This is a genomic window from Flavobacterium sp. GQ95 (assembly GCF_059758655.1).
Genome location: NZ_JCAXEB010000007.1, coordinates 270,277 through 285,248, shown reverse-complemented (window position 1 = coordinate 285,248; position 14,972 = coordinate 270,277). Strand labels below are relative to the sequence as shown.

9 protein-coding genes are annotated in these 14,972 nt (G+C 33.9%); 1 reads left to right on the top strand and 8 read right to left on the bottom strand.

Annotated features, from left to right (window positions below; all coding sequences use genetic code 11):
• Positions 1 to 23 precede the first annotated feature (23 nt).
• From pelA to AC6CH4_RS15365, 8 genes are all read right to left on the bottom strand, one after another.
• Complete coding sequence (gene pelA / locus AC6CH4_RS15400; RefSeq protein WP_498104433.1) at positions 24 to 2,036, bottom strand: pectate lyase; 2,013 nt, start codon at positions 2,034 to 2,036, stop codon at positions 24 to 26.
• A gap of 8 nt (positions 2,037 to 2,044) precedes the next feature.
• Positions 2,045 to 3,643, bottom strand: coding sequence for a glycoside hydrolase family 43 protein (locus AC6CH4_RS15395; RefSeq protein ID WP_498104431.1), 1,599 nt, complete (start codon positions 3,641 to 3,643; stop codon positions 2,045 to 2,047).
• A gap of 89 nt (positions 3,644 to 3,732) precedes the next feature.
• Entirely contained in the window at positions 3,733 to 4,956 is a 1,224-nt protein-coding gene (locus AC6CH4_RS15390) for a glycoside hydrolase family 88/105 protein (protein WP_498104429.1), read from the bottom strand.
• 21 nt (positions 4,957 to 4,977) lie between these two features.
• A complete protein-coding gene (locus tag AC6CH4_RS15385) occupies positions 4,978 to 6,204 on the bottom strand; it encodes a glycoside hydrolase family 88/105 protein (RefSeq protein ID WP_498104427.1) in 1,227 nt (408 codons plus the stop codon).
• Between the two features lie 11 nt (positions 6,205 to 6,215).
• A complete protein-coding gene (locus AC6CH4_RS15380; protein ID WP_498104425.1) occupies positions 6,216 to 7,151 on the bottom strand; it encodes an alpha/beta hydrolase fold domain-containing protein in 936 nt (311 codons plus the stop codon).
• Between the two features lie 97 nt (positions 7,152 to 7,248).
• Positions 7,249 to 8,922 (bottom strand): RagB/SusD family nutrient uptake outer membrane protein, encoded by a 1,674-nt coding sequence (locus AC6CH4_RS15375; protein ID WP_498104423.1) that lies wholly within the window; start codon positions 8,920 to 8,922, stop codon positions 7,249 to 7,251.
• 11 nt (positions 8,923 to 8,933) lie between these two features.
• Positions 8,934 to 12,065, bottom strand: a complete 3,132-nt coding sequence (locus AC6CH4_RS15370) for a SusC/RagA family TonB-linked outer membrane protein (RefSeq protein ID WP_498104421.1) — start codon at positions 12,063 to 12,065, stop codon at positions 8,934 to 8,936.
• A gap of 30 nt (positions 12,066 to 12,095) precedes the next feature.
• Positions 12,096 to 13,535, bottom strand: coding sequence for a glycoside hydrolase family 28 protein (locus tag AC6CH4_RS15365; protein ID WP_498104419.1), 1,440 nt, complete (start codon positions 13,533 to 13,535; stop codon positions 12,096 to 12,098).
• Between the two features lie 286 nt (positions 13,536 to 13,821).
• Here AC6CH4_RS15365 and AC6CH4_RS15360 point away from each other — a divergent pair, with 286 nt between their 5' ends.
• Positions 13,822 to 14,850: a LacI family DNA-binding transcriptional regulator gene (locus AC6CH4_RS15360; protein ID WP_498104416.1), complete on the top strand. Its 1,029-nt coding sequence runs from the start codon at positions 13,822 to 13,824 to the stop codon at positions 14,848 to 14,850.
• The last annotated feature ends 122 nt before the right edge of the window (positions 14,851 to 14,972 follow it).

The following is a 14,972-nucleotide window of genomic DNA, read 5'->3' as shown; positions in this document are numbered from 1 at the left end:
TTTTATTTTTTTGAAGTCAAAATTTATCTGGAATACCACTTTGCATCTGAATCTTTAAGAATGTTTTCTATAATATATTTGTCTGCTTCTGATTTTTTAAGCTGATGTGACCATGATACTCTTTTGGTCGGCTGGAAACCTTCGCCTTTACAATTATATTCCGCATAGAAAGAATTCTTTTCTGCATCAGGTTTAGACCAATTTTCCCAACCTTCAGGCCTAATCTGTTTTCCCAAATCACAATTTATATAAACAGTTTTTGCATAAACTCTCCAGGGTCTTCCAAGATAAACCACTGTAGCTTCAGGATTTGCCGTTAGTTTACAATTTTTAAAAACAAAACCAAATGGGATTCCTTCCGGAGTTGAGGCCGCTGTTATATAAGAACTTTTGATACTGTTAATAGTGCAATTTTCGAATAAAGCGGTTGCGCTTCCAAAAATAAAATCGGTTGTACCTTCTATATAACAATCTTTGAAGTATTGTTTTACGTTATTTCCTGAAAGATATAATGTATCCTGGTTTCCTAAAATAGTACAATTTGAAATTTTTGCACGATTGGCCACGACTGACAATGCAATCCCCTGACCATGATCTCCTGAAGTATTTTTAATCGTTAAATTGGAGACCGAAAAATCATCTCCTTCAACTAAAAGTGTATAGGTGTAAAAAGTACTATTTCGTCCTAAATTGATTTTCTTAAAATTATCATCAAAAGTAATAATGGTATTTTCTTTACTTTCTCCAATTAGGGTTAAATGCGTATTCCATTCCGGAACACGCACTTTTTCATTATAAATTCCATTTTTGATGTTTATAGTAACCTTTTCATATGGAAAGGCCGGAGCTGCATAAATTGCCTCCTGTATTTTAGTAAAATCACCAGTTCCGTCCTGTGCCACCGTTAAAACTACATTATCGTTTTTTTTTGCAGGAACTTCCTTAGAAGAAACTTTAACCCCATTTTTGATTGCCCATGCCGGATATTTCTTTAGTACTTCTTTTGGTGCATCAGAATACCAGGAATAACCATTTCTTCTTTCGGAGCCAATTTGGTCTAAAGATTTTTTCCTGATTCCATCACGGTCACAAAAGAAAGGTTCATTTGTTTCAAGGTCCATGAATCTGGCCCAAATAGGATCAGTATTTTCCTTCGGAAGCATTTTTTTATCAATGATTTTTCCAGCATCGTTTAAAACTCTTTTTTCTTCTAAATTCGTGATTTTTGTTTTCTCAAACCATGCCTGTGCACTTTTAACGGCTGTAATGATTTCCGGTGAAGGTTTCTCAATCGACATCAAAAGCAGTACAATTTTTGCAGATTCAAATCCGCTTAGGGAAGCTAATTCAAAAGCCCTTGCATTCGCGGGAGCCAAAGTAACTTCGTCATGTTGTGCACACCAGGCCGTTAAAACTCCATTTTGTTTGTATTGTGTTTTTAAAATACAATCAATTCCTTTATCAAAAGCTTTTTTCGTTTTTTCGACTATTTCTTTCGAAGGTTTTATACTGTAATAATCTGTTTGTTCACTGATTTCTTTCAATATAATTAAGATGTTGACCATCGAATTATCATTGTATGTAATATGCGTATAGTAGCCTTTTTTCAAAGGGTAAAACTGAGGCCATCCACCATTAGCATATTGCGCTTCCAATAAATAATTTAAGCCTTTTAGAAAAGATTCTTTGTAACGTTCGTCTTTAACCTGTGCATACATTCTGGACATAAAAAGCATTTCCTGACTGGTTGCTCCATTATCAGTTGTAACCTCATGTTCATCATTTTTTAATGCGATGAGTTTTTGCTTTTCCGCTTCACTAAGCTGATTTTGCATTTGGATATTCTTTGGCCATCCACCAATGTTTCTTTGGTATAGCAACACGTTTTCTGCAATAGCTTTTGCCTCTGCAGTACCAAACCAGGCTGCATCATTTTTACGAATAACGTCCGGCCAGTTTTTATACGTGTTTTGAGCATGCAAGCCCAAACTTACCACTGATAAAAAAAGCACTACTATTTTTCTAAATTGAATCATCTTCATTATTATTTAGTAATTCTAAACCAATCTACTGCCACATTTCCTGAGTCATTTGTCACTTTTTCGCTCAAGGCAAAAAGTCCTACTTTCGCACCAATCCATTTTCCTTCTTTTGAAGTAAAATCAATTCCAATTGGTTGGTATTTTTTATCATCTAAGCTGTAATAAAAACTACAAATTCCTCCTTTTTTAATCTGAACTCTAAGGTAAATTGTATTGTTTGAAATCAAAATTGGAGCTGTTTGTGTTTCAGAAATTTTCTTATCAAAAGTTCCTGTTTTCTGGCTTAAATACAATTTTCCATTATCATTTTTAAGACACAAATAACTATAGTCCAATCCCATGATCAAGAGTCCTGTTGACTCACCATTTAATCTTGTATTAAAAGTTAATTTGGTTGTCGTTGTAAATTCTTCAGCAGGGAATTTTTGCAATAATAAATTCGGTGCTTCAAAGATTTTAGTACTTTCTTTTACTGTTGGTAAACAAAACAAATTCAGATAGCCTAAACTTGTTGGAAATCCCCACTGTACCTGAGCATTTGCCTGCCATTGCCATTGTAATCCCAACTTTGGTTCATTAAACTCATCTGATTCTGCCGGAGTTTCGATTGGATATTTCTTCCCAACATTTGGTTTTTTGAAAGTCGTTACCGGTTCTCCAATTCCGTTTTTATCAAAATCCTGTCCCATTACAGGCCAGTCTTTTTCCCACTTCATTGGCTGAAGATGAGCAATTCTTCCATATGCTCCTTTATCCTGAAAATGGATAAACCAATCTTCGCCCGTTTGCGTCTGTACCCACGCTCCCTGATGTGGACCATTTATAGCAGTTTTACCTTGTTCTAAAACTTTCTTTTTCTCATAAGGTCCAAAAACATTTTTTGATCTTAAAACGGTCTGCCAGCCTGTGGAAACTCCACCAGCCGGAGCAAAAATATAATAGTAACCATTTCGTTTATAAAATTTTGGCCCTTCAATAGTACTTTCACTTTCATGGCCATCAATCACCATCACTTCATCATTATTAGCAATAGTTCCTTCGGCATTCATTGTGCAAACCGTGATTAAACTTTTAATTTTTGCACGACTTCCTGCATAGGCATGAACCAGATAAACTTTTCCATCATCATCCCATAGCGGACTAGGATCAATTAATCCTGATCCGCCTTTTACTAAAACAGGTTCTGACCATGGTCCTTCCGCTTTTTTGGCTTTTATCATATAAATTCCAAAATCAGGATCCGGATAATAAATATAAAATTCATTATTATGAAACGTTATACTGGGCGCCCAAACTCCATTACCATGTTGCACTTTATCAAAAGTTTCTGTTGGTATTTGTTTGGTCAGCGCATATCCGATAATTTTCCAGTTTACCAAATCTTTCGAATGCAAAATTGGTAAACCCGGAATGCAATTAAAAGATGATGCAGTCATGTAAAAATCATCGCCTACTCGAACAGCATCGGGATCTGAATAATCAGCATGAATTATGGGATTTGTATACGTTCCATCACCATTATCAGACACCCAAACCTGGGCGTAATTCTCTTGTGTTGCGAACACTGATAATAAAAGAATAATGACTTTTATATTTTTCATTCTGTAATAATTAAAGGCTTTTTAATTAAACCTGATAGTTTAAAAAAACGATCAGGTCTATTGGTATGAAATCAAAAAATTGAATCAAATTATCTGTTCAATTCTAAAGCTGCCAAAATAAAAGGGCCAGTTGCTTTAGGGTCGTTATCTTTTTTTCTTTCGTTTATGTAGTATTCATATGAACCGTCTCTGTAAGGAGTTCCACCTAAACCAGCTACCTGACAGCAATTTGTTAATGTGATACCACCATCTTCGTCTACCTTTTTGATTAAAACTTTAGTCAAACCATCGAATGCTTTATTAGCCAGTTTTTTATATTTTGCAGGCAAATATCCTTTGTTTGCTCCTTTTGCAAAAACATAAGCAAACATTGAAGAGCCTGAAGCTTCTAAATAATTTCCTTTTTCTCCACCTTTATCTGTTACCTGGTACCATAAACCAGATTTGTCCTGATATTTAGCCAAAGCTGCACAAGCATTGTTTAAATACTTGACCAATTCTTTTTGCTTTGGATGCTCTTTCGGCATATAATCCAATACATCAACCAAGGCCATTACATACCATCCTAAAGCTCTTGACCAAAAGTTTGGTGAGTTTCCGGTTTGTTTATTTGCCCAAGGCATTTGTTTGCTTTCATCCCAGGCGTGGTATAATAATCCTGTTTTTGGATCTGTTGCGTGTAGTTGAATTAATTCAAATTGTTTTGCTATATCATCAAAACTTTTACCTTCTTCGAAAGTAAGTGTATATTGTGCATAAAATGGTTCTCCCATATATAAACCATCCAGCCACATTTGGTTTGGATAAATTTGCTTATGCCAAAACCCACCGCTTGCCGTTCTTGGCTGTTCTAATAATTGCTTGCGCACTAATTGCATTGCTTTTAAATATTTTTCTTCTTTAGAAGTTTGATAAACATCAAAAAGCAAGCGTCCAGGCACAACCAAATCGATATTGTACTTGTCAAACTCATACGTTTTAATAGATCCATCTTCCTGAATAAAATTATCCACGTAACTTCTTACATAAGCATTGTATCTTGGATCTGGATTCTTCTTGTATAATTCTTCGAATGAATGTAAAACTAAAGCATGTACATAATCCCATTTAGGTTTTTTAGAATCATCTATCATGTAACTTTCAGTATGACGTTTCATTAAAGTTAACGCCATTTTATCAGACCATTTTAAATCTTTAGAAATTACGATGTCTTTACTTGCCGGCTCTTGCGAAATTACTTTACAGCTCGTAAAAGCCATAACACAAACCAATAAAGCCGATACAAAATAACCTTGTTTTCTCTTGTTCTTCATTTTAAATATATTTAAATTCTACTACTTTTCTAATTCTAATGCGGCTAAAATAAAAGGCCCTAATCCGTGAGAGTTGTCTACTTTTATTTTTTCTTTTATATAATATTCATAAGAGCCGTCACGATAAGGATTACCACCTAACCCTGCGCTTGCACAAACTTGTGTAATATGTATTTCACCATCAGGATCAACTGTAACTAACTTCTTTGTAATACCGTCAAAACCTTTTATTGCCAGCCCTTTATATTCTTTTGGTAAATATCCTTTGTTTGCTCCTTTTGCAAAAGCATAAACAAACATTTCTGAACCTGAAGCTTCCAGGTAATTCCCTTCTTTTGAACCCGAATCAGTAACCTGATACCATAATCCTGATGCATCCTGATATTTTGCAACTGCTACTGAAATTTCATTTAAAAACTGAATCAATTCTTTTCTCTTCGGATGCTCTTTTGGCATATAATCCAACACATCAACCAAAGCCATCATATACCAGCCAATAGAGCGGGACCAAAAATTAGGTGAAGTTCCTGTTTCTTTATTGGCCCAGGGCATTTGTTTACTTTCATCCCAGGCATGAAATAATAAACCTGTTTTTTTATCGATGGTATGTAAATGAATTTGCTCAAACTGTTTTGCGATATCATTGAAATCCTTTCCTCCATCAAACTCCGAAGTGTAATGAGCATAAAATGGTGTTCCCATATACAAGCCGTCCAGCCACATTTGCTTTGGATAGATTTTTTTATGCCAAAAACCACCGGAATTTGTTCTTGGATGCGTTTCTAATTGTTTTCTTAAAGTCTTTATTGCAGTCAGATAACGTTCGTCATTTGTTCTTTTATAAAGATCAAAAAGCATTTTTCCGGCATTGATATTATCAATATTATAATCTTCAAGCTTATAATTCAGAATTTCGCCTGAAGTATTTATAACTGTTTCTCCATAGTCCTTAATGTAGTCACCGTAAACCGGATTGTTTGTTTTATAATACAATTTTTCAAAAGAAGTCATTAACAGTCCTAATTTATAATCCCACTTTGGCTTTTCATTATTATCAATTTGCCAGGCTTTAGGATCACGTTTGATGATAGAAAGTGCCATTCTCTCTGACCATTTTAAATCTTTGAAAATAACGACCTCTTTTTTTTCAGGTTGCTGACCGATAACTTTAAAACAAAAGAATAACACCAAACAAATCGACATTACTGATCTGGAAAATAAACTTGTTATTGTGATTTTTGTTTTCATTTTTATGAGAGCTATTTAAAAATTTTATCTAAAAATTGTACGGTATAAACAACTGTTTCCGTAAACCAAGGCTCGAAAAACCAAAAAGAATGAGGGGAATTCTGAATTGTTTTTACTTCATTATAAATTTTATATTGATTTAAGACAGCAATCATATCATCTCTTCCGGCATGAAACCTGTCAAAACTACTATTTATAAAAAGTATTGGAGGCGAGCTTTTATTCGTATGATTTAAAGCCGAAGCATTCTTCCAGTTTTCAGGTTTTTCATCATAAGTTCCACCAAGCCAAAATGAAGCCATATCTCCTTCTGAAGATTCTGGATGCTTAAATGCTAAAACGCCATCTACATCAATAATTGCCTGTACTTTTGAAGAAGATTTACTTTTAAATGATTTATCTTCAAAATCTAAAATTTCATTTGTTGTACCAATCAAAGCTGCCATTTGTCCTCCTGAAGAGCAACCTAAAACGGCAATTTTGTTTGGATCTACATTGAATTTTATTGCATTATCTTTTATAAATTTTATTGCATTTTTTACATCAAAGATTCCTTCCGGATATTTTGCTTCTAATGATAATCTGTATTCAATTGCAAAACAAGAATAGCCTTTTGAAGCAATTTCTCTGGCCATGTCGTGCATTTGGTTTTTATTTCCTGATTTCCAGCCACCACCGTGAATCATGATTACGGCAGGATTCTGTTTTTGTTTAGTATTGAAAAAAGCATCAAAATGCAATGCTCTGTTTTTATCTTCCTGATAAATAACCTCTTTAATTTCAGTAACTGCAGTATTATTTTGCTTCTGCGGAATCGTTATAAGAGGATATTTTTTGATTAATTTTTTGTAAGTACTTTTTATAGTATAAGAAGTATCGATACTATAATTGCTCTGAGCAAGAATAGTATTTGAGATTAACAACATTATAAAAAGTATCTTTTTCATCTTAAAAAAAAATTTAGTTAAGAGAGGAGTTTGGACAATTTGCCAAACTCCTTCTTAACTTCTTCAAAAAACAATTTCTCAAAAAATCATCCAATTACTAATAACCAGGATTCTGAGGAAAATCTTTATTTTGATTTAAATCTAATACACTTTGTGGGATTGGTCTTAAAATTTTAAGTTTACCATCAACACCCACAAAATTAGCAGCTTTAATTTTATAATTATGTGCAGAAGCTCTTGCAACAAGCGTACCAGTACGTTTTAAATCGAACCAACGTTTGTATTCTCCAAGCAATTCTCTTCCTCTTTCGTCTAATATATAATCGATATTAAATTGTGCAAGGGTTGCATTCGCCACACCAGCTCTTCTTCTTACCTCATTTAAACGATCTAAACCTGTTGAAGGAACTCCCGCTTTCAAATAAGCCTCCGCAGCTATTAAATAGGTTTCTCCAAGTCTTGAAACAATAATATCTCTTGTACTAACAGGACCTGTACTAGATGGAGTTGTCGGATCCGGATCATCAAATTTCTTAACCGGAATAGTATAACAATCCAAATTTTTAATTAATGTATATGCCGCTGAATATTCTCCATAAGGGTGATATACAAAAGTAGCTGATTTTCTTGATGCATTAGCTGTTTCCCACGCTAGTCTGTCTGCAGCGGTAAACCATTTTGGTGCATAAAAGTGTCTTACTTTTAGAGAAGCAGGATTTGTGCTTCTGTAATATGGATAATACAAAATATTTTTTGTTACTCCGTTTGTCGTTTCAGGTCCTTCAAGGATTTCTGTCATGAACGTAGCTTCCCATCTTTTATCTCCTTTTTCATATAGTCCTAAAGCATAATCTGTTGGACATAAATTGTAGCTTCTTAATGGAGCTCCTGTTTCTGCACCACCTAAATAAGAACTGAAATAGTAAAACTGATTGTTTCCTAATTTTGTTGGATCAGTACTTGTTGAAGCTTTATCATATTGTACAGAGAAAATAGTTTCTGCATTCAAATCATTTCCAGGTTTAAATAACTGATCAAAAGCTACATTTAAAGCTTGACCTGTAATTGCTGCATCTGCATAAGCAGCTGCTTTTGTAAAATCAGCAGCAGTACCGAAAGTTTCGTAACCTTTTGTCAAATAAACTTTTGCCAATAAATCATTTACGGCTCTTTTGTTTACTTTTCCTGTTGTACTGTAAACTCCAGTACCAACACTAGCAAGTGAGGCATCTAAATCAGCAATAATCTGAGCATATACTTCTTCAGCTGTGTTTCTTTTAAAGGACAAAACCGGAGTGGTAATATTATCCAAAACAATTGGCACACCTCCATAAGTCTGAACCAATAAAAAATAAGCATTGGCTCTTAAAAATTTTGCTTCACCAACTAGCGTATTTAAATTCGATGTTTGTTCCGTCACAGTTGAGTAATATACTGTCTTATTTACAGACTGAATTAACTGATAACAGGAGTTATACAACTCATCAACATTTGAAGATGACGGAATTAACTGTGTATATTGGCTTAAACCAGCTGGTTCAGGAGTTCTTCCTTCAGCATACATATCGGTACCTGATTCAAACAACCATGGATTTCCTCCATAGATTCCTTTAAGCCATGCATAATTAGTGTTTACTAATAATTGAAATCCAGATGCTGTTTTATAAGTTGCATCAGCAGGAACATTAGAAAGACTTTCTTCTTCAATATAATCATTACATGAACTAAAAACCGTAACGATTAATCCTATAATTAATATTATTTTTTTCATTTTATATCTTATTAAAATTTAACACTTAGTCCCAATTGCGTAGTCACAGATGCCGGACGGTTTACACCAAAAGCTGAACCAGCCCACTCCGGATCGTATCCATCAAATTTCGTAAATACGAATGGGTCTAAAACATTTACATAAATTCTTAAATTACTCATTTTCATTCTTTTAAGCAATTCTGAATTGAAAGTATATCCTAGAGATATATTTTTAATTTTTACATAAGATGCGTCTCTATAATAAGCAAATAAAGAAGTCCAATAAGCCCCAGCTCCAGTTGCAATTGGTCCTGGACGTGGATTTGTACCATTTGCATTAGCCTCAATACCGGCCCCGTTTGTTGGAATAAAATAATCCATTGCAATTTTTTGACGACCTCTGTCACTTACATCGGCAAAGTTCTGGTGAAAAGTACTTAATACTGTCTGTCCCTGACTTGTCAATACAGAGAAATTGAAATCAAACTGACCCACATTCAATTTTGAATAAAAACTTCCTTGCCATTCCGGATTCGGATTCCCAATTACCGTTCTGTCATCCTGATTAAATTTGCCATCACCATTTAGATCTTTTGGTCTTGCCTGTCCAGGCGCCATACCGTAATTAGCTGCCTGAGCCGCTTCGCTTTCCTGCCAAACACCATCATACACATAGTTGTAATTAGGGTTTAACGGAGAACCAAGAATTAATGTGTTTCCAATATCACTTACTTTATCCTGATTGTAAATTGACTCTAATTTATTCACATTTTTAGTAAATGTAAATGTAGTTTCCCAGCTTACGTTTTTAGACTTAATATTTTTTGTAGTCAATAACACCTCGATACCTTTGTTACTTACTGAACCAACGTTTGCATAAGTGTTTTTCCATCCTGATTCTGAAGGTAATTGTTGTTTGTAAATCAAGTCTTCTGATAATCTGTCATAAACATCAATTGTACCTGTAATTCTGTTGTTTAAGAAACCATAATCAATACCTAAGTTGAATTCCCTTGTTTTCTCCCAGCTTAAAAGTGGATTTGCTAAGGTTTCTGATTGCCATCCCGGAACGACACTAGAACTGTTTGCATAAAACGTTTGTTGATTTAATAATGCCTGTGAAGTATATGGAGCAACGTTATCATTTCCTGTATATCCAATACTAGCTCTCAATTTCAAATCTGAAACAGTAGAATTACCAGCTAAAAATGATTCCTTACTTATTTTCCAACCTAAAGCCAAAGATGGAAAACTTTCCCATTTTGCGCCTTCTGCCAATACTGATGAGCCATCCCATCTATTAGATGCCGTTAATAAATATTTATCTTTAAAACTATAATTTAAACGCACTGCATATGAGTTAAGCGTATTTTTTGCATATGCTGATTTCACAACATAACTTGTCTGAACTCCTGAACCAATATTATTTATATCAGTATCAAAAGGTTGTGTATTTGAATATAGGTAAGAACTTTCATCAACATTTGAGTACAAACTTTGCAATAATAAAACACTAAAATCATGTACTTCATTAAAAGTATGTTTCAAATCTATCTGATTATCCCAAGTGTAATTAAAGTTCTCTAAATTTTCAATTGATGCTGAATTTTTACCGTTTAATGTTACACCTGCATTAGATTGCGCCCCGTATGCAGCTCCTCTTTTTGTATTGTTAATTCCGGCAGCAAAAGTTGTTTTAAAAGACAACCATTTAATAGGTTGATATTGAAAATAAACATTTCCAACCGTTTGCCATGTTTTTTCAGTTTGAGAAGAATTTGCAATCTCTACTAATGGATTGACTGCACTTGTTTTATTGATTGCCCATGAACCATCAGGGTATGTTAATTTTCCAGGAAGAAAAAAGTTCGTTCCAACTAGCTCATTTCCGGCTGCATCAACAGCCCATGGTGACATAAGCGGACTTAATCTAAAAGCATCCTGCATAGCCAAATCACTACCTAATTGAGTATCCAGACGAGCTACAGTAATATTTGCTCCTGTAGAAAATTTGTCATTTATTTTATGATTTAAACCTAATTTAAAAGAGTATTTATCTGTTGAATCATTTTCAATAAGTCCCTCATCACTTTGGATACCAAAACCTAAGTTATAGCTTAATCCGGAATCAGAACGTCCTGAAACATTCAAATAATTATTTTGAGTCATCCCTGGTTGAAGTACGGCATCATACCAATCAAAATTATAACCACTATTTGCTCTTGATACTAATAATGGGCTTTGATTTCCTGCCAATGCAGCAAGTTGTGCAGGCGTTTGAGTTAAAGGAGTAGCACTCATATAAGCAACCTGGTGAAATTTCCACCATTCTGCTCCACTCATCATTTCTGGTAATCTGGCAGCAGTTTTAGTTCCGTAAGAAGTATCAAAAGTAACATTCATACCAGCTTTAGCGCTTGTACCACTTTTAGTTGTTACGATGATAACTCCATTTGATCCTCTCGATCCATAAATTGCAGCAGAAGAAGCATCTTTTAATACATCCATTCTGGCAATATCCTGTGGATTTAAAAAATCAATTCCATCCATTGGCACACCATCAACAACATATAAAGGAGTTGAACCAACCATTTTTGGATTACTTGAATCAGCGACTAATGAGTTATTTCCTCTAATCACCACTTTAAATCCGTCACCGGCGCGTCCTGAACTAGATGAAATCTGCACCCCAGGTGTACTTCCCTGAATAGCTTCTAATGCATTTATGGTATTTCTTTCTGTAATTGTTGCAGCGCTGATTGTACTTACAGAACCCGTAAGATCTGTTTTCTTTACAGATCCATATCCTACGACAACAACTTCTGTAAGTGCATTTGATTGCTCTGTAAGACTTACATTTACTTTAGATTTTCCGGCTACACTAACTTCTTGTGTCTGAAAGCCTAAATATGAAATTACTAAGATGGCTTTAGTGCTTGATACGTTTAATTTAAAACTTCCCTCAAAATCTGTTGAAGTTCCGTTTTTTGTTCCTTTTTCAAGAATGTTCACACCCGGCAAAGATAATCCGGCAGCATCTGTAATTTTTCCTTCTACTACACTCGACTGAGCATTTATTGCATTACTGCAAAGGAGATTTAAGAAAAATAAAAATACAAGATTGTATTTTATTCTTTTCTTTAAGAATGTTTTAATTTTCATAAGTTTGGTTATTGGTTAAAGTGATAGTTATTAATTTTTAATTGGTTCTACTTTTTTTTCATTGATATAAGTGTTAATAAAATTTATGTTTTTTACATTTTTCAATTTATAAAGGGAATCTACTTTATGAATTACCACATTTTTAAGTGTGATATTCTCCACAGGAGATTCCTTATAGCCTTCAGCCCAAACGCTATATTTCCCACCGTTTTTTACATTTATATTTTCAAGATTTATATTTCTGATTATTGGGATAAAATTCCCCGTTTGCGATCCGTATACATTATAAAACATGTTCAATTTTAAAACACATTCCTTAACCGTTCCTACTTCAAGATTTCGAACAAAGACATCCTCTATAACTCCTCCTCTTTTTGAATTTGTTTTAATACGAATTACCCTGTCCAGATTTGGGCTATCCATTACACAATTTTCTACGAACACATTGTTTACTCCTGCAGAAATTTCACTACCAATAACAACTCCTCCGTGACCATCAATCATTTTACAATTCTGAACGATGATATTTTTACTTGGTATTGCCACTCTTCTGCCGTCAGCATCTCTTCCTGCTTTAATAGCAATACAGTCATCACCCGTATTAAAAGTGCAATTTTTGATAATGATGTTTTGAGAATATTCAGGATCACAGCCATCATTATTAGGACCATGACTATTTACGGTAACTCCGTCAATAATTATATTATTCGATTTTAAAGGATGTAAAATCCAAAATGGAGCGTTTATTATGGTTACATCTTTAATTAGAACCGTATTACATTCGAAGAATTCAACAAAACTTGGTCGTAAATAGCGTCCATCACCAAAAACTCTTTCTGAAACCGGCACTCCTTTTTCTGCCATATCCACCAAAACTTCTCTGTTTGTCGGATCGTTTTGTGACGGAATTCCTTTTTGCCATCCATAACTTTTACCTCCAGACCAAACCCACCAGTTTGTGCTGTTTGCCTGACCATTTAGGATTCCTTTTCCAGATATGGCGACATTTGTTTTATTTTTAGCATATATAAGAGGAGAATAGTTCATTACTTCAGTTCCTTCCCAGGAAGTATGAACGATTGGATAATCTTTTGGATTTATACTGAAAAGGATTTCAGCTTTATCTTCCAAGTGTAGATTTACATTACTTTCTAAATGTATTGCGCCAGTCAGAAATTTCCCATTTGGAACAATTACTTTTCCACCGCCATTTTCAGTGCATGCTTTAATTGCTTTTTCAAAAGCAGCAGTATTCATTGTTTTTCCATCGGCTACAGCCCCAAAATCATTTATGTTGTATTCCTTATTCAAAAAGTGAGTTTCAGGAATACTTTTTATGATTAAATCCATTTTTTTCCATGGACTAGTTTCAGAAACTGTAGAAACTTGTTTGCCACAAGATAAAACCAGCGTAGTTACAACGCTAAATACCACAATTGATTTCAACCTTAAAGCCTTATATGTAATCATTTGCATTGGGTTTAGTGTTTTTTGAAATAAAATTCAACAATCATGTAATCGATTACACGAAAATAGAAAAATACATTGGATGCACCAAATTAATTTAGAAATAATTTATATATTTAATTTTTATTAGTAATTTTATTTACACTTTGTGTAAAAAAAGACATAATTTATTATCATTGTAGAATCGAAAACGATTTAATTATAAATTATGGTAATCGATAACATTATATGTTAGATTATATAAAAAAAATGTATTTTTGTCTATAAATTAATCAAAAACTATTTTTGAATGAGCGAAAAAATAACCATCTATGATATTGCCAAAAAATTAAATATCACTGCAGCTACTGTTTCCAGGGCATTGAACAACAATCCCAAGATAAAAGAGAGCACGCGTGACCTGGTAATTAAAACCGCTGCTTCAATGAACTACAAGCAAAACAAACTTGCTTTAGCATTAAAAAGTGGTCGAAGTAATAATATAGGTGTTATTGTTCCTCGTATTGATAGTAATTTTTTCGCTTCGGTAATCCGAGGTATTGAAGAAGAACTGCAGCCTCATGGTTATCAGGTAATTATATGCCAAACTCACGAAGATCTTAAACGAGAAAGTGAAAATTTATATACTTTAATAGACGCACAGGTAGACGGAATTCTTATGTCTGTTACTGCTGTAAGCACTGAGAATGATGGTGCTTTTCGTAATGTATTAGAAAAAAACGTTCCACTTATCTTTTTTGACCGTAGTAAACATATTGATGGTGTAAGCTCCGTAACTATTAATGACTTTAAAGGTGGTTACATTGCTACAAAACACTTAATAAGTGAAGGTTGCAGATGTATTGCCCATTTATCAGGAGATCAATCGCTTGAAATTTTCAAAAATAGATTCTTAGGTTATAAACAGGCTTTATTAGATAGCGGAATGACATTTAAAGAAGAATATGTTGTCCCGGTTAGAAGTAGTGTTGAAGCCGGAAAAGATGCCGTTAATATTTTATTACAACTGGAAACTCCGCCAGACGCTATATTCTCTTCGAGTGATTTTGCTGCTTTAGGAGCCATTCAGGAATTAAAAGAAAGAAATATTAGTATTCCAAAAGAGTTTTGCGTAGCAGGTTTTAGTAATGAGCCTTTTACCAAATTCATGGAATTATCAATTACTTCTGTAGATCAGTCTCCACTTGAAATGGGAAAAATGTCAGCACGTGTTTTCCTTGAACAGGTAGACAAAACAGATACCATTAAAATCGAAAAAAAGGTAGTTCTCGCACCAGAATTACACATTCGCAAGTCTTCGTCCAGAACAACATCGTAATTTTTTTCCACCATATAAGTGATTATAAGTAAATTTAATTATAGAACTTATAATTAAACAAAAAAAGCAGCTCATAGAAGGGTTGCTTTTTTTGTTTAAGCGAAGTTATCGCAGAGTTTGTC